Origin of the sequence: Acinetobacter sp. P1332 (assembly GCF_044057475.1) — a bacterium.
Taxonomy (GTDB): Bacteria; Pseudomonadota; Gammaproteobacteria; order Pseudomonadales; family Moraxellaceae; genus Acinetobacter; species Acinetobacter johnsonii.
In genome coordinates this window covers 254,150-269,728 of the sequence record NZ_CP171157.1, presented here as the reverse complement: position 1 = coordinate 269,728, position 15,579 = coordinate 254,150, and the positions used below count along the sequence as shown (strand labels likewise).

Annotated in this window: 15 protein-coding genes, 1 tRNA gene and 1 pseudogene; 8 read left to right on the top strand and 9 right to left on the bottom strand. The window is 42.8% G+C overall.

Going from position 1 to position 15,579, the window contains the following annotated elements; translation table 11 throughout:
- Positions 1–9 precede the first annotated feature (9 nt).
- On the top strand, positions 10–909 hold the full coding sequence (locus tag ACFN7Z_RS01185) for a DMT family transporter (protein ID WP_131231024.1): 900 nt from the start codon (positions 10–12) through the stop codon (positions 907–909).
- Positions 910–981: 72 nt separating this feature from the next.
- Here the strand turns inward: ACFN7Z_RS01185 and ACFN7Z_RS01180 are convergent, their stop codons facing one another.
- Positions 982–2,394 (bottom strand): FAD-binding oxidoreductase, encoded by a 1,413-nt coding sequence (locus tag ACFN7Z_RS01180; protein WP_058952495.1) that lies wholly within the window; start codon positions 2,392–2,394, stop codon positions 982–984.
- Positions 2,395–2,434: 40 nt separating this feature from the next.
- A complete protein-coding gene (locus ACFN7Z_RS01175) occupies positions 2,435–3,778 on the bottom strand; it encodes an APC family permease (protein ID WP_058951607.1) in 1,344 nt (447 codons plus the stop codon).
- 87 nt (positions 3,779–3,865) lie between these two features.
- Between ACFN7Z_RS01175 and ACFN7Z_RS01170 the strand changes: the two are divergent.
- Positions 3,866–4,224: pseudogene (locus tag ACFN7Z_RS01170) on the top strand (helix-turn-helix domain-containing protein).
- Between the two features lie 337 nt (positions 4,225–4,561).
- Here the strand turns inward: ACFN7Z_RS01170 and ACFN7Z_RS01165 are convergent.
- Genes ACFN7Z_RS01165 through ACFN7Z_RS01155 form a run of 3 tightly spaced genes read right to left on the bottom strand, consistent with a single transcriptional unit; the run spans position 4,562 to position 6,576 of the window.
- Positions 4,562–4,954, bottom strand: a complete 393-nt coding sequence (locus ACFN7Z_RS01165) for a hypothetical protein (RefSeq protein ID WP_004691561.1) — start codon at positions 4,952–4,954, stop codon at positions 4,562–4,564.
- Positions 4,955–4,982: 28 nt separating this feature from the next.
- Entirely contained in the window at positions 4,983–5,612 is a 630-nt protein-coding gene (locus ACFN7Z_RS01160; protein WP_058951605.1) for a DUF1294 domain-containing protein, read from the bottom strand.
- Positions 5,613–5,625: 13 nt separating this feature from the next.
- Positions 5,626–6,576: a homoserine kinase gene (locus ACFN7Z_RS01155; RefSeq protein WP_058951604.1), complete on the bottom strand. Its 951-nt coding sequence runs from the start codon at positions 6,574–6,576 to the stop codon at positions 5,626–5,628.
- A gap of 110 nt (positions 6,577–6,686) precedes the next feature.
- Between ACFN7Z_RS01155 and hisF the strand changes: the two genes are divergently transcribed.
- Together hisF and ACFN7Z_RS01145 are read left to right on the top strand one after the other, a co-directional pair.
- Positions 6,687–7,448, top strand: coding sequence for an imidazole glycerol phosphate synthase subunit HisF (gene hisF / locus ACFN7Z_RS01150; RefSeq protein WP_395442669.1), 762 nt, complete (start codon positions 6,687–6,689; stop codon positions 7,446–7,448).
- Positions 7,449–7,522: 74 nt separating this feature from the next.
- Positions 7,523–7,984 carry a hypothetical protein gene (locus ACFN7Z_RS01145; protein WP_058951603.1) on the top strand — a complete coding sequence of 154 codons (462 nt, stop codon included), beginning with the start codon at positions 7,523–7,525 and terminating at the stop codon, positions 7,982–7,984.
- A 318-nt stretch (positions 7,985–8,302) separates the two neighbouring features.
- Here the strand turns inward: ACFN7Z_RS01145 and ACFN7Z_RS01140 are convergent, their stop codons facing one another.
- Complete coding sequence (locus tag ACFN7Z_RS01140) at positions 8,303–8,941, bottom strand: hypothetical protein (RefSeq protein WP_131230756.1); 639 nt, start codon at positions 8,939–8,941, stop codon at positions 8,303–8,305.
- Positions 8,942–9,051: 110 nt separating this feature from the next.
- Here ACFN7Z_RS01140 and ACFN7Z_RS01135 point away from each other — a divergent pair, with 110 nt between their 5' ends.
- Both ACFN7Z_RS01135 and aqpZ read left to right on the top strand, forming a co-directional pair.
- Positions 9,052–10,053: an AraC family transcriptional regulator gene (locus ACFN7Z_RS01135; RefSeq protein WP_058951601.1), complete on the top strand. Its 1,002-nt coding sequence runs from the start codon at positions 9,052–9,054 to the stop codon at positions 10,051–10,053.
- A gap of 131 nt (positions 10,054–10,184) precedes the next feature.
- Positions 10,185–10,871, top strand: coding sequence for an aquaporin Z (gene aqpZ, locus ACFN7Z_RS01130; RefSeq protein ID WP_058951600.1), 687 nt, complete (start codon positions 10,185–10,187; stop codon positions 10,869–10,871).
- 81 nt (positions 10,872–10,952) lie between these two features.
- On the opposite strand, the gene ACFN7Z_RS01125 is transcribed toward aqpZ, so the two are convergent.
- Both ACFN7Z_RS01125 and ACFN7Z_RS01120 read right to left on the bottom strand, forming a co-directional pair.
- The gene (locus tag ACFN7Z_RS01125) at positions 10,953–11,198 is read right to left on the bottom strand and encodes a hypothetical protein (protein WP_005006328.1); all 246 of its coding nucleotides are present in this window, start codon (positions 11,196–11,198) and stop codon (positions 10,953–10,955) included.
- Between the two features lie 76 nt (positions 11,199–11,274).
- Entirely contained in the window at positions 11,275–12,363 is a 1,089-nt protein-coding gene (locus tag ACFN7Z_RS01120) for a DNA/RNA non-specific endonuclease (protein ID WP_058952494.1), read from the bottom strand.
- 257 nt (positions 12,364–12,620) lie between these two features.
- On the opposite strand from ACFN7Z_RS01120, the gene ACFN7Z_RS01115 reads away from it, so the two are divergent.
- Entirely contained in the window at positions 12,621–13,229 is a 609-nt protein-coding gene (locus ACFN7Z_RS01115) for a hypothetical protein (protein ID WP_178904331.1), read from the top strand.
- Between the two features lie 62 nt (positions 13,230–13,291).
- Here ACFN7Z_RS01115 and ACFN7Z_RS01110 read toward each other — a convergent pair whose 3' ends face one another.
- Positions 13,292–15,169 (bottom strand): potassium transporter Kup, encoded by a 1,878-nt coding sequence (locus ACFN7Z_RS01110; RefSeq protein ID WP_130235123.1) that lies wholly within the window; start codon positions 15,167–15,169, stop codon positions 13,292–13,294.
- A 121-nt stretch (positions 15,170–15,290) separates the two neighbouring features.
- On the opposite strand from ACFN7Z_RS01110, the gene ACFN7Z_RS01105 reads away from it, so the two are divergent.
- A tRNA-Ser gene (locus ACFN7Z_RS01105) sits at positions 15,291–15,381 on the top strand.
- Positions 15,382–15,579: the final 198 nt, after the last annotated feature.

Here is a 15,579-nt window from a genome sequence, read left to right as displayed (position 1 = left end):
AATTCTTTTATGTTGAATACTCAGCTCGGCTCTAAAGCACCTGTCATTGCACTGATTTTAATTACCTTTATTTGGGGCGGTACCTTCTTGGCCGTGAAATACGCCTTAAATTACAGCTCCCCCATGTTCTTTGTGGGCTGTCGTTTCGCCTGCGCCGCGACAATTATTGGCTTATTTTCCTATCAACATTTAAAACACATTACCCGACAGGACTTGTGGGCAGGTGCACTCATTGGCTGTATGGTCACTATTGGCTATGGCACACAAACGGTCGGACTACAAACAGTCAGTAGCAGTGAGTCTGCCTTTTTAACTGCACTGTATGTACCCCTAGTACCCGTATTATTATGGTTAATCTTTCGTAAAGTGCCCCATTTTATGATTTGGATTGGTGCGCTCTGTGCGTTCATGGGCTTAGTCTTACTTACAGGCAATAGCCTGAATTCAATTTCACTGAACTTTGGCCAGACCTTAACCCTACTCGGTGCAATTGCTATAGCGATGGAAATTATCCTAATTGGTTATTTTGCCCCAACAGTCGACATTGGTCGAGTGACGGTCATTCAACTGGCAGTTGCCTCTGTGCTCGCCTTTGCAGCCATGCCATTGGCAGGTGAACACCGCATTCCAGACTTTTCATGGCCTTTACTGAGTATCGCACTCGGCTTGGGTCTTGCCAGTGCCGTTATTCAATATGTAATGAATTGGGCACAGCGCTCAGTCAGTCCATCTCAAGCGGCAATTATTTACGCAGGAGAGCCTGTATGGGCAGCACTGTTTGGGCGTCTTGCAGGAGAACGCTTAGCACCACTGGCTTTGTTGGGCGGACTTTTAGTGGTGTTTGGCATTATGATCAGTGAATGGAAACCGAAACTGCTGAAGTCGAAAAAGAACGTCGAACAACTTTAGCCCATCTCCGAAACGCAAAAACTGCTGAATCGAGTGATCAATGGCCACCAATTCAGCAGTATGGTCAGGTGGTTAGAATGACACCATCTTGCCCGGATTAATCATTGCTCCGAGTCCATACATGCTTTTGGCTATTGGAATGACCAATGGCGCCAGTGCACGACCAAAAGGAATGTTCTGATGTTGAATACGGGTCAACATATTAAAGTCATCACTTGCACTGCAGAAATCATCGGCAATGGCTTTACCAATACGCACCGTTTGCGCAACACCATGTCCACTCCACCCCTGAACAGCATAGATTGGGTATTGGCTACCAAATTTACGACTATCCGCAGCACCATTAACGGTTAAATCGGTCGTGCCACTCCACACAAAATCAAGCTGGACTTGCTCTAACTGAGGAAATACGTGTTGAATACGTCCTAGCAAATAGTCATGGGTTTGTTCAGGACTCCAACACGAACCCGTGCCTTCACCGCCAAATAACAATCGGTTTTTTGAGACCCCTCGGTAATAGTCAATTTGAAACTGGGTGTCGTATACAGGCAGATCCGTCGGCAATAGCTCTTTCAAATCCAGTGCTAAAGGTGCTGTGGTACACACATAGGTATAAAAAGGAATGGTGGTTTGATTACGTTCTTCTAATAGTTTAAATGAGGCATGGTGTACGCCCATCACCACACTTTTACGTGCTTTAATTACCCCTTGCTCTGTGGTCACATAAATACCATCGGCACGTTCTTGGATTGACTGTACTTCCGTCTGTTCATAAATCGTGCCGCCGTTTTGACAAAAGCCATAAGCCAAACCACGCGTCAGGGCTAAAGGATGAATATGTCCCCCAAGTTGATCCAACTGACCGCCAAAATAGTTGTCGGATTGCACATGCTCACGTAATTCGTCTTGGGTCAACATTGAGGTATTTTTTTCATCTAAATACTGACGTGCTTTCATCCCTTCATGCAGTGCATCTAAATGTCCTGGGTGTACTGCGGCCGTTAGATGTCCACGTTTACGTTGCACATCTAAGCCATATTTTTCAGTAATGTCATCTATCAAAGTCATGGCTTCCGTTGAGGTAAAGTGCCATAACTTTTTAGCCTCTTCAAAGCTGAAGTGCTCAATCATGGTTTCGGCTTCCCAACGTGCCAACCCCGGGGTGAGTTGCCCACCATTACGCCCTGAGGCAGCACTGCCCACTCGGTTTTTTTCAACCAAGACCGTATCGACACCCTGCTCCGAAAAATGCAGTGCAGCCGATGCTCCCAGTAAGCCACCGCCTATCACGACCACGTCACATTCGATATCTGCATTTAAAGGCTCAAACTCATGCCATACATGCATTGAACTTTCATAGTAATTGGCTGGATGACTAAACGCACCACACTGCGGGTTCAACCAATTCCACTCTTTACCACTTTGTGCCGCAGAACAGGCTTTGTATTCAACGTCATCTAAAAATGTCGGTTTATTCATATTCATTTCATTCACACTCAATATCTATCTCATTTTCATGCAGGTTTTAATATGCATTTCCAATCACAATGTTTTGTCTTTTCAATTTCTTATAAATAAATAGACCAATGCCTATCGCCAACCAAGAGCAACCAAAAATCAATGCATTTCGTTCTAAATTGACCCAGAGGCAAAGCATCACCAATACAGATAACAAGGGAAGAATCAAATTGAGGCATTTGTTTTTAATGCCTTGGGTTTGTTTTTCCAACAGATAGAACTTCACAAAAACCGAGAAATTCACCGCAGTAAAGGCAATCAAAGCACCGAAGCTAATCATGCTGACCACAGTCGCAAGATCTAGAAAAATGGCCGATAGCGAAATCAGGCCAATACTTAAGACGGCATAAAGTGGCGTACCTAATTTTGCATGGAGCTGCCCAAAGGTTGCTTTGGGGAAAATGCCATCCTTCGCCATAATATGAATTAAGCGTGAAGCGCTGGCATGAGTGGCTAAACCTGAAGCGAAGGTATTCATGATTTGGGCACATAAAAATACGGCTTGGAAAAGTGCTCCCCCCACATAGAGGACAATTTCAGGTAAGGCTTCGTCAGGGTTGTTAAAACGCACATTGCTTGGAAAATACAGCTGGATAAACCATGAGGCACTAATAAAAATCCCGCCCCCGAGCAACGTGGTAAGCAGCACGGCACGTGGAATATTCTTTTGGGGATCTTTGGTTTCATGGGACATGGTCGTGACCGCATCAAAACCCAAAAATGAAAAACATAAAATCGATGCACCCGCAATCAAAGGCAAAACAGAACTGTCTCCATTAAACAGAGGGGCTAAAGTCAGTACATGATCATAGCCTTGTTCAGAACCCACGCCTTGAATGACTAGATAGATAAATAAAACCATCAGCAGTAAGGGTAAAAGTACAAACAACAGACTTAAATTCGCCAAAATATTGATTCGGAAACAGTTAATCAGCGTAACCAAACCCGTGAATACAACCACCCATAGCCAATACGGCACACTCGGGATCACAGCTTCTAAGTAAATACTTGCCAGTAAGGCATTCACCAAGGGCAACAAAATATAATCTAGCAGTGAACACCAGCCGACAAAAAAGCCTGCTTTGGCTCCACACGACTGTGCCGTGTAGTTATAGGCAGAACCTGAGTCACCACTGATTCGGCTAAAACGTGCATAACTAAATGCGGTCAGTAACATTGCAACCAACGCCAAAATATAAGCCAATGGCACACGCCCATCGGTAATCCCAGACACAATCCCAAAGGTATCAAACACGACCATCGGGGTCATATAGGCCACACCAATAATGACCACTTGCCATAGTGACATTTTCTTTAAAGAAAAATCTGCATTTTTCACCGAAATCACCATCTTTCATTTTTTAATCTAGTGATTTTGGTTTTTGCAACAACTATGCCATATAATAACAGCTTAGCTATTTTAAAAATATTGAATTAAATGCCAAAGTACGATTTAGAAACCCGAAAAGCAGCGATTCAACGCTATAAACTCACGGATTATAAGGTTGCCGTTTGCAAGGAATTTAACATCTCTCGTGTGACCTTAGACGCATGGATTAAGCTCGAAGAAGAAACAGGCGGCTTGTCTCCAAAAGTAGCCAACAGCCGTGGAGCACCCAGCCATATTAAAGACTGGATTGCATTCAAGTATTTGTTAAAAATACAAAATTTCAAAATATTAGCGATTTGGTTCCACTTTTTGAACAACACTTTGGCTATTCGGTTTCTTATGCAGTTTTGGTTCGCGCCATTCATGTTTTGGGGCTAAAACGTCGTCGAGGAAGATTCTACGCTTAGTCAAAAAGGGACTATTTTTTATAATATTTTCTACGCATATATTCATATAAATAACTGTACATTAATGTAAGGTTAATTTATTAAAAATGTAAGTTATGATTATTAAAAAAGTAATTATTTATAAATAAAAATGTAAGTTATAAATATTAAAAAAGTAAATTTATTAATATAAAAAGGTAAATATTGAAATTCAATTTAGTAAGATGCTTTTTAAAAGCCTGCGCAAAAATAGAGACACTACTGCATCAGCTTGGTTCATCTCGGTGCATAAACCTTGTTATAAAAAATAAAGTCATAAAAAAAGGGCACACTGCCCTTTTTTAAATCCCATCACTTGTTATTGATACATGGGTTGATTGTCGTTTAAACGAATAATGCCTTTAATGGCGCGATACACAATCCACACCCACGACAACCCAATCACAGACACGCAGAAGGTTGAAGCACCGAGTGCGACACCTGCGAAAGCGGTGGCATTTTCACCCGTAAAGAATAAGAAAATAAATGGCACAAAAGCAATCACGTTCCAAATCAAATACCACCAAAAGGTGCGAATCTGCCAAGTAAAATGGCTCTCAAAAATGGAACCTCGCACAGAGCCACGCTTCACATAATTAATCACTAAAGCAATGATGGCTAAAATCCCTGCGGAAAAAATCGCAACGATATACAAAATATAAAGAATAAAAGTCAGACTACGATTCGGATCTTGATCGACTGAATAATTCATATTGTCCCTCATGAAGTGGGCTTGAACTTTAAATAGGCAAACTATTGAAAGGAGAAATAAGCCATAAAATTAAAAGAATATTGAATAGAATTGTACAAAAGTAAATCTTTCTAAACGGTTGTTTTTGTGTTTTATGTCGTAGCTTTTGCTGCGCTAACCATGCTGCAGGCCATCCCCCTAAAAATGAAAGGAGATGTAGTGTATTTTCAGGTACACGGCGCTGTCCATTTTGTGCAGCCTCTTTGTCTTGTGCATAGAACCAATAACTGGCCGCATTCATCACACTAATAAACAGCAGCACCAATCCACTCAAACGCCCCATGAGTACCAATAACGCCAAAAACACGATGTATGCCACCGACGCAATTTGCATTGGACTCCAACGTTGACCCTGTTCGGTCTTTTTCGGTGAGACTTTTGAGGTACGGCTCTTTTGGGTTTGTGATGCTTTTAAATAACTAACTTGCTGTGCACGATAACGCCCTTGCACATCCACAATCACGTTGTATTCCAACGCACAACCTAAAATAGGACGAGGACCTTGCCGAGCAAAGTCCTTGATATGTAAAAACACGCGATCTTTGCTGTCATCGTTAGGCTGAATAAAGCCATAGCCTTTTTCATCAAACCATTCAACGAGTCGTCCTTGGTCACGCATTTTTCTTTCCTATTTAAGCAGTTACAAATTTTAGGCGGTCAATCACCATATTACGCATTTCGGCAGGATTTTTCTGCAAAATGTCATCCCCCGTACGGCCTTGTTCAGCATTTTTTTGTGCCACTTGTAAACGCATCATCCAAAAACGCGCAGCGGCCATTGCAAGATACAACTCGAGACAAGATTTTTCATCGGCAGTCAAAGGACGAATGCTTTCATAGGCGTTTAAGAATGCAATGGCTTTGTCTTCATTTAAATGCACACTTGGATATTCGGTACAGAAATCATTCAGGGTAATCGCAATATCAAACAAGAACTCATCTTTATTCAGTTCATAAAAGTCTAAAATGCCTTTGAGCTGATTGCCCTCAAACAAAGTGTTGTCACGAAATAAATCCGAGTGGATAAAGCCCTTTGGACGATTCGGATAAACCGCCGATAATGCGTCATATAACCCCAACAACTTATTGAGTAGTGCTTGATCCGCCTCACTTAATGTCGGTTTCATCTGTAACGCTACAGCGAGCCAGTAATCATGGTCACGGTATTCTGCACGTTCCAGTGGAAAATCTTGCAGTGCGACATGCATTTTCGCTTGTGCAACCGCAATCGCTTCGGCTTGTTCAAGGGTCGCAGGCATGGGGTGTTTGCCCATCATCCGTGGGGCAATTTGCGCGGGTTTATCTTTTAAACTATGAATGGCTTTACCTGAATGACTTAAAGGTACAGGAACCGCTAAACCAGCCTGACCTAAATGCTCAAGTACAGGAACCAACTCGCCTGCGCCCTGTTCATCCATTTCTTCAAATACAGTCAATACATACTGCACAGCATTTTCACACACAATAAAATAGTTCGTATTTTGAATACCGCCTTGAATTGGGATCAGATCGATTACCTCAAGTTCATAAGGTGCTGCAAACGCCTGAACTTCCTGTAAAGTCAAAGTGGTATAAACCGACATATAAAACCTGCAAAAAAACTTACATAAGTTTGATAGAATACCCGCTCCGACTATTAAGGTGTAGCATCTAAGTCGCAAAGTTTCATAATCGGCTGTTATTTTTGGAAAAAATTATGCTAGCTAAACGTATTATTCCTTGCCTCGACGTAGACAACGGTCGTGTAGTGAAAGGTGTTCAATTCCTTGATATTCGTGATGCAGGTGACCCAGTAGAAGTAGCACGTCGATATAACGAACAAGGTGCTGATGAAATTACCTTCTTAGACATTACCGCAACTTCGAATGGTCGCGACACGACTTATCGTACGGTTGAACGTATGGCTGAAACGGTTTTTGTTCCCTTAACGGTCGGTGGTGGCGTTCGCAAAGTTGAAGATATTCGCCTCTTACTCAATGCTGGCGCGGATAAAGTCAGCATTAACTCAGCAGCGGTGTTTAACCCAGAATTTGTACAAGAAGCATCGCAACGCTTTGGCGCACAGTGTATTGTGGTTGCCATTGATGCGAAAAAAATGGGCGAGAACAAATGGGAAATTTTTACCCATGGTGGCCGTAAACCAACGGGTATTGATGCAATTGAATGGTCCATGAAAATGGCTGACTTTGGTGCGGGTGAACTGCTCATTACTTCGATGGATGCCGATGGTACCAAAGCAGGCTATGACCTCGAGCTGATGCGTCAAATCAATGACCGCGTCACCATTCCAACCATTGCTTCGGGCGGTGTCGGTAACTTACAACACTTGGCCGATGGTATTTTAAAAGGTGGCGCAGACGCTGTACTGGCTGCTTCGATTTTCCACTTTGGACAACACACCATTCCTGAAGCGAAGAAATATCTTGCCGAGCAAGGCATTGAAATGCGTCTATAAACAGACCATAACCGTAAAATCTATGAAAAGAGTGCTTTCGAGTACTCTTTTTATCATTTTAAAGATGAGAAAAAATGTATCACTTAGAGCTAATCTTATTTATTTGTGGTCTATTGATCTGTTTTGTTTTCATTCTGTTGATGAAGAAATATGTTGACCGCCCTTTTGCTATGCTGGCTGTACTGCTACTCCTTGGTTTATGCCTGTTTAGCTATATCAGCTTCTGCAAATACCAGTTTAAACACTATTATGAAAAAGCGCTGATTGCACCTGATCAAATTCGGGCTTGTGGTATTTTTACACAATGGTCGGAGGTCACTCATTATCGACGGCACAACATCAGCACTGAAAAAGTGTTTTACTTTCAGAGTGATCGACAAGCTTTTTTATTTAGCAATAGTCCGCGTGCCAGACAAAGCTTCCCTGATCTCAAAACCTTAAACATCAATGAGCATGTTTGCTTTCAGTTTTCCCCTGACTATACCGATGAAATGGATCGCTATATTTTAACAGGCTTCAAAAAGCAGGCGAATTAAAAAGCTCAATTACGCTGTACTCAGGCACAGCCAGTGCCTCTATTATGCAGCAGATGTTAAAGTTTAGAATGCTCGCTGGCTTTTGACCGAACTTATGCTCTCAATTTTTGAGATAAAAAAAGGGAGTCTTGCGACTCCCTATAAACCTAGAATAACGACAACATTGACTTGTTAGACTGGAAAATGAAAAATAACGTATTAATACTTATGAGATGATTTCATCTGATTAACAGCCTTACTATAGAATGTTCAAATGACGAAATATTGACAATACATACCAATATTATTGACAAATCACGACAAAAATATCCCTTTCAATTATCCTGCAACCGTTTCCGTCGTCTGCGCTGAGTTCAGCGTAATCACTTCAGGTGCCTTAATCCATTTTGCAGGGAAGACCTGATTGACCCACTGGGTGAGCTTATTCGACACCACTTGGGGTAAAGCAATACCCAGCGGATTTTGCTCTTGCAAATCCAGCGAGGAAATGACCCGCGTTCCTAAAATATAATCAAACCACGGCTTAGTCACACACCAGTTGGCATCCTGATTGGAGTTCATATGATGGTCATAATGCCAAGGAATCTTACGCATTGCCCAGTCTGGCTCTAAGTGTGCACGGCGGTGGATATAGTAATAATTTCCTGCACTGTACAACACAGACAACGTCATGCCTTTGGAGACAGGATAAAATAATGTCCCAAATACCCCCGCCACGACAGCAAGTGACACGATTTCATTTTTGGTACGCCAGTTGCTCCAACCTTCAACATAACCATGATCGTGAAATGTGGTTTTCCGCACTTCTCGGTGATGCTCCCAATGCGATTTCATGCTGTCAGGCACGGGGCTATAGCGTGGCTTTCCAGCACGGTGTGTTCCATGCAAAATATATTTATGTGCAACCCACTCAAACGCATTGGCAACCACCAGTCCTGCGACAAAACCTTTCCACATGGCAAATTCCTCCTATATTCAGATTGAATATAATGTGGAAACTATGCTAAATATTGACCCTAGCATTCAAATTCATTGACAAATTACGACAAGAACAATAGAGCTAATCAATGCAACATTTCAAAGATTACACAGGTTCTGTCTACGGTGGACTGGGACATTTACTCTATGCCTATTGCCAAGCCGTGGGCTACCCAATTTCTGAACAGCTTGAAAAAGCACAGAACTTAGAACGTTTTGATTATGCCCTGTGGTTAGAGTTACTGAATGATCTTGACAGCCATCTGCACATCCCTGCGCTCGGACTTGAGATTGCAAAGTATGTACAGCCCAAGCATTTAGGCATTTTGGGCTATATTGCGCTGTCCTGCGAAAATTTAGGCGAAGCGCTCACCCGTTATCATGACTTTCACCGTCTCATTTATGATGGCAGTTCACTGTATATGGCAGTTGAAGGTGAAAATCTGTGCTTTGGTTGGGTGGAGATGCCGATTGAACTGACCACACAACTCAGCAATGAAGTGGCGATGGCGCTGATCATTCAGTTTATGAAGCACTTTGTCGCCCATGATGACATCCAGCTCAGCGAGGTTCATTTTACTCACCCTGCCCCGAAAAATACGGCACTGTATGAGCAGTACTTTAATTGTAAAGTTCGCTTCTCTCAAAGCCGACCGATGATGATGATTCCCCTCAGCGAATTATCCCTGCCCTTTCAGCAAGGTGATCAAACCCTGCAAAAACTGCTCTTACAGCAGGCCGAAGCCTTACTGGAAAAACTCCCTAACTCTACTCACATCGACCAGCGCTTACAGCATGCGATTTTAACCGGGCTACAAAAAAACCAATATCAAATTGAACATATTGCTCGGCAGCTGAACTTTTCAGTCCGACAGCTGCAACGTTACTTACAACAACAAGGCACGACCTACCAACAGCGGATGCAAGAAGTTCGACGTATTTTGGCGGAGCAATACTTAAAAGATCCACACCTCAGCTTACAGGAAATTGCACTGTTGCTGAGTTACTCTGAACAAAGTGCTTTTCAACGTGCCTTTAAACACTGGACACAAGTCACACCTCAGCAGTGGCGTATTCAGCATTTTCACTAAAATCTGACCTGTTTAATCCACGTCATCAGGATGTCATGCTTTTTTTGTTAAATTGATTGAAAAACGAGTATTTTCTCGTTAGATATAAAGTTCTATGCGAATAAAACATCAATAACTAGAAAAAGCGCATTATGAATAAATATCTTGCTGAATTCATCGGAACGTTTTGGTTGGTCTTCGGAGGCTGTGGCAGTGCCATTTTTGCAGCAACTTTTCCCGAGTTGCGCATCGGCTTTCTTGGCGTTGCACTTGCCTTTGGTTTAACCGTTTTAACGGGTGCCTTTGCACTTGGACATATCTCTGGCGGTCACTTTAACCCTGCAGTCAGTGTCGGCTTATGGGTCGGTGGACGTTTTGATACCAAAGATCTGATCCCCTATGTGGTCTCCCAAGTGGTCGGAGCAGTTTTAGCCGCTTGGGTGTTATACCTGATTGTCCAAGGACAAGCTGGTTTCGCCGGTACAGGAGGCTTTGCGACCAATGGTTATGCCGAACTGTCACCAGGAAAATACTCCTTAATCTCCGCTTTAATGATTGAAATTGTACTGACCGCAATGTTCTTAATCGTGATTATGGACGCCACAGATAAGCGTGCGCCTGCTGGTTTCGCGCCGATTGCCATTGGTTTAGCTTTGACCTTGATTCACCTGATCAGTATTCCTGTGACCAACACCTCGGTTAACCCTGCACGAAGTACAGGTGTTGCAATATTTGCTGAAACAGCCGCTTTAAGCCAACTCTGGTTGTTCTGGGTTGCTCCGATTGTCGGTGCCATTATCGGCGCTATTATTTATAAAATTTTAGGAAAAGAGGATTAATTTTTTCTCTATCCCTTAAAAGAAAAACCCACAATCTGTGGACTTTGTTATTGTTCCACATGGAACATAGATAGGCTTATGTTATAAAAATGGATTGTCAATTTCACCCGACTGCGGATGTTCAATTTTCTCAGGAAGCTGAGCTTCACTTTCAAGCTGTTGCACAATGGCATTCAGATATGCCTGCAATGCTTTGGCCGCAGCTAAACCAGCTTGGTCTTTGGTGAGTTGTAAATTGCCATAAATACTGACGCAGTCCGTGTCATTTTCAAGGGTCAAATCATGGATGGCATGGGACTCGTTACCTTGTACAAAAGGTTTAAACATTTTATTTTTACTCTTGTTTGTTTTTCAGGCATTGGGCACTGCAGTCGAATGTCTATACATCCAACTGCCTAGAACTTTAACGTAACAGCTGCAAAATATATTGCAATAAGGCGTCGACTAATTGTTTCACAATCGCATCTTGGTCCGCCGCATCAATAACCGTGCCCTTTGTTACGGTGCTACCACTACTCGACTGAGTAGAGCCCGATTTAAAGTTTTTTTGTAAGGCTTTGAGCTGCTCGGATGCAACCTCTTCTGCACACTGACTTTCCGCATCCCAATGTGAATACTGAATTGCACTATTGGCTTTTACCGCCGTTGCTGTCAACGGTAGTTTATAAGTATTACGTTTTTGCTCTTCTGTCAGTTGCGGAAATAAATTCACACCCAACTGCTCTTCCAAATAGCAGACACTGACAATTCTTACCTGCTGTGAATTATCATTCGGTGCGTAATAAGCGCCGATTGCACCTGTTTTTGGCATATAGACCGCTTTATAAACCGCACTCGGAACAATCACTCCCTGACCAATGGTCTTGAGCTTTTTGCCCTGAAATACCGGCCCAGTTACCACAAAAACATCCAGCTTTTGCTTGGTCACAAGCGCCCGTGTGGCTTCTTCCAATTCACGCCACACTTGCTGATTATTTTTAGGGGCCTGTGGCACCATATTGGCCAAAGAAAAACTGTCGAATTGTGCGGCTTTGTTGGGCATATCAGCATTCGGTGCCATATGTCCACGGTCATAGCCTGAACCACGGTAGTCCGACAATGTCGCTCGATGTTCGGTTGCAACATTATTTTCTTCGTGAAAACTATCTTCACGTGGAATTTTTTGGCTCAGGCGCTGCGGCTTCAGGGCCTCTGCAACCCAGAGGGGGGTTTTCGAAACGCCCGAATACATCACATTAAAACCGTTAAAGCACAGTGCATAGCTGTGTTTACTTAAACTTTCTTTGAGTAAATAAGGCGGAATTTCTCGATAAAATTGTTCTAAACAGGCTGAATTTGAGCTTGGGCTTAAAGACACGTATTGCTGAATTTTTTCTTGACCAAAGGCAATCGCAAAACTTCCCGTTGCCACCAATCCTAAAATCACTTTCAGGCCATTTTGATTAAACATGTTAAAGACTGACTTACCTGAACTACTTTTCTTCTTCGCCATCACAACTACAATAAACATCGGTTTTTCACGAGCTTAACAATCAGCGTATACGAAGTATATCGCTCGAGTTCTATTCGCATAACAATTAAACAAATCGCCATATTTAGATGATTTTGCATGTAACAAAATGTCTTTTTTGTAGAGTTTTTCTACGGCAACGTGATGCGATTGCGTATCTTTGATTGCTGTCGCTTCAAAAAATATGCCAAGGTAAAAAAGAATCGAACGAAATAATACATGCAATTTACGGAGTTCTTATGCATTCTAAGATTTTAGCTTCTCTTGGTTTAATCGGCACAGTGATAAGTGCTTCAGCCTTCGCCGAGCCACCTATCCAACCGGGTGACACCTTAGAAAGTCTCTCTCAAGCCAAAGTCACGACTACGGTTAATGGTCAACCGGGTTCTATTCAAGAACTCGTAAGCTCAGGGCTAATTAAATTGCTTGATCCAAATGCAGCACCTATCAGCCCAGCAGGCCAAGGTGCACCCAATGACCAAGCAGTGATGCCAACAGCACCACAGAGTGAAGCTCCTGTTCAACAGGCCGCACCTGATACCACAGCGCAACAACAAGTCGCTGCGACTCCAACAGAGCAACATCCGCTGGCACCAAATGCAGAACTCTCAGCACAACAAGCTGAAGCGGCGTTAAATGATGCTGTCGCACCCACCGCAAATACAGATATGAATGCTGCCCCAGCTGCTGCACCTCAATTAGATTCATCAGCAGAGGCACCCGTCAATGCGGTTGAGCCTGATTCACTGCCATCACCAGATGCTCCTGCACAGGCATTTCCTGACGCTTCAGCAGAACAGCCTGTCCAAGCGATGCCTGAAGCACCTGTAAATGACCCAATGAACTAAGACTTCAACTGATTTATCCTCCAAAAAAAACCAGCATATATGCTGGTTTTTTTATTGAGGTTTTAAATCTCGATCTGACTACCGAGCTCAACCACACGGTTAGGTGGAATCTGATAGAAGTCACTCACAGGACTGGTATTCCTTTGCATTGAGATAAAGAGCTTTTCACGCCACGGCGCCATACCATCACCCACGGTACTGATAATCCGTTCACGCGATACAAAGAAGCTGATCTGCATTAAGTTATATTCCAGCTCAATCGCTTGATATACCGCTTCAAGCGCTTGTGGAATATTCATTTCATCTTTAAAGCCATAGTACAATTCAAGACGATAAAAATGCTGATTCATGGTTTCGACATGGAAGCGATCAGACTCTTCCACATAAGGAACATCTTGAATTTTAACAGTGAGAATAATGTTCTTTTGATGCAGTACTTTATTGTGCTTCATATTGTGTAACATGGCATGTGGCACAACAGTCGGCGTTCCTGTTAAAAAGACGGCCTCACCTTCAACCCAATTGGCTTGATCACCAATACTTTGTACAAATAAATCGAGTGGCAATGTATCTTGCTGAAGCTTGGCAAAAGTTAACTCGCGACCTTGTTTCCATGTCATTAATAACATGAATGCAATACCGCCAATCAGCAATGGAACCCAACCGCCCGATAATACTTTAAGTGAGGTCGCGCTCACCAAGACCAAATCTAAAACAAGGAATGGAATAATCAGCAGCACCAATTTTGGCATGCTCCATTTCCATGTATAACGAATAAATACCGCAATCAATAAGGTGTCACATAGCATGGTCATGGTGACCGCTAGACCATAGGCATGCGAAAGCTGTGAGCTGGTTTGGAAGATTAAAATTAAGACAATAATTGATGCCAACAATATCCAGTTCAGTAAAGGTACATAAATCTGCCCCTGTTCCGAGTCTGAAGTATGTTTCACATTTAAACGTGGTAAATAGCCCAATTGAATGGCCTGACGCGCTAAAGAGAAGACCCCTGAAATTACGGCCTGTGAAGCAATAACTGCGGCCATAGTGGCCAAGAAGATCATTGGGTACAAGCCCCACTCTGGCACCAACAGGTAAAATGGATTTTCAATCGCAGTCGGATCACGCAAGAGCAATGCACCTTGTCCTGCATAATTAAGCAGTAAACACGGCAAAACCACAATAAACCAAGCCAAACGAATCGGCACAGGACCAAAATGTCCCATATCTGCGTACAGGGCTTCGCCACCTGTGACGGTCAACACTACCGCACCCATAATGAAAAAGGCCATTAACGGGTTGGTCACGATAAACTGAAATGCCCAATGTGGGCTCAGCATGCCCAAAACCAAAGGCGTTTGAATAATGCTCGAGATCCCAAGAATACCCAGAGAGAAGAACCACAATAAAGTCAGTGGGCCAAAGAACTTACCAACAAAGGCTGTCCCATACTTTTGCATGACAAATACAGCAGTGACGATGCTAATTGCAATCGGCACAATATAAGGGTCAAGTGCATCGGTTGCTATGGATAAGCCTTCTACGGCAGATAAGACTGAAATGGCTGGGGTGATGATCCCATCCCCAAAAAATAGTGAAGCCCCAATAAAGCCAATCGAAATTAACAGTAATTTTTTCCGATGGCTAAAATTGGTATTGCGCAAATTGAGTGCAAGCAAAGCCATAATCCCGCCTTCACCATTGTTATCTGCACGCATTACAATTGCAGAATATTTAATGGTAATGACCATGGTCATGGTCCAGAAGATAATGGACAAAATACCCAATACGTTTGCAGGGGTGATGCCCAAGCCATGTGCAGCGTGGAAGGATTCTTTCAATGCATAGAGTGGACTGGTTCCAATATCCCCAAACACGACCCCTAATGCTGCCAAGGTCATCGCAGGCAAGGCGGCTTTTTTTGCAGTACTTTGCATAAGCTTGTCTTCAATTATCGACACTATTTTTGCGAATCATATCATTGAGCTAAAACTTTTGCTCGAATTCAATTGTTTCACCTTGTCGATGGCTATGTTTTTCGATATTATCCTCGGCCATGGTGAAGTGTCCGAGTGGCTGAAGGAGCACGCCTGGAAAGTGTGTAAACGTTTATAGCGTTTCGAGGGTTCGAATCCCTCTTTCACCGCCAAAATTTTAAAGACCTTAATCGAAAGATTAAGGTCTTTTTTTATGCTGAACATTCTTATTTAGACTTGGCACAAAGTCTGCTTCATAAAAACGACTCTTCACAAAACAGGATAATTTGCACCACAAAGTGAAATATTTATTCAAAAATAAACGCTTGAACCTGATTCAAACTTGAGCTAAATAATTTCTAAGGGAGGTT

Bases quoted from the DNA above. Each gene is read 5' to 3' on its own strand.
- ACFN7Z_RS01185 (WP_131231024.1), top strand. From the start codon at position 10: ATGTTGAATACTCAGCTCGGCTCTAAAGCACCTGTCATTGCACTGATT.
- ACFN7Z_RS01180 (WP_058952495.1), bottom strand. From the start codon at position 2,394: ATGAATATGAATAAACCGACATTTTTAGATGACGTTGAATACAAAGCC.
- ACFN7Z_RS01175 (WP_058951607.1), bottom strand. From the start codon at position 3,778: ATGGTGATTTCGGTGAAAAATGCAGATTTTTCTTTAAAGAAAATGTCA.
- ACFN7Z_RS01165 (WP_004691561.1), bottom strand. From the start codon at position 4,954: ATGAATTATTCAGTCGATCAAGATCCGAATCGTAGTCTGACTTTTATT.
- ACFN7Z_RS01160 (WP_058951605.1), bottom strand. From the start codon at position 5,612: ATGCGTGACCAAGGACGACTCGTTGAATGGTTTGATGAAAAAGGCTAT.
- ACFN7Z_RS01155 (WP_058951604.1), bottom strand. From the start codon at position 6,576: ATGTCGGTTTATACCACTTTGACTTTACAGGAAGTTCAGGCGTTTGCA.
- ACFN7Z_RS01145 (WP_058951603.1), top strand. From the start codon at position 7,523: ATGTATCACTTAGAGCTAATCTTATTTATTTGTGGTCTATTGATCTGT.
- ACFN7Z_RS01140 (WP_131230756.1), bottom strand. From the start codon at position 8,941: ATGTGGAAAGGTTTTGTCGCAGGACTGGTGGTTGCCAATGCGTTTGAG.
- ACFN7Z_RS01135 (WP_058951601.1), top strand. From the start codon at position 9,052: ATGCAACATTTCAAAGATTACACAGGTTCTGTCTACGGTGGACTGGGA.
- aqpZ (WP_058951600.1), top strand. From the start codon at position 10,185: ATGAATAAATATCTTGCTGAATTCATCGGAACGTTTTGGTTGGTCTTC.
- ACFN7Z_RS01125 (WP_005006328.1), bottom strand. From the start codon at position 11,198: ATGTTTAAACCTTTTGTACAAGGTAACGAGTCCCATGCCATCCATGAT.
- ACFN7Z_RS01120 (WP_058952494.1), bottom strand. From the start codon at position 12,363: ATGGCGAAGAAGAAAAGTAGTTCAGGTAAGTCAGTCTTTAACATGTTT.
- ACFN7Z_RS01115 (WP_178904331.1), top strand. From the start codon at position 12,621: ATGCATTCTAAGATTTTAGCTTCTCTTGGTTTAATCGGCACAGTGATA.
- ACFN7Z_RS01110 (WP_130235123.1), bottom strand. From the start codon at position 15,169: ATGCAAAGTACTGCAAAAAAAGCCGCCTTGCCTGCGATGACCTTGGCA.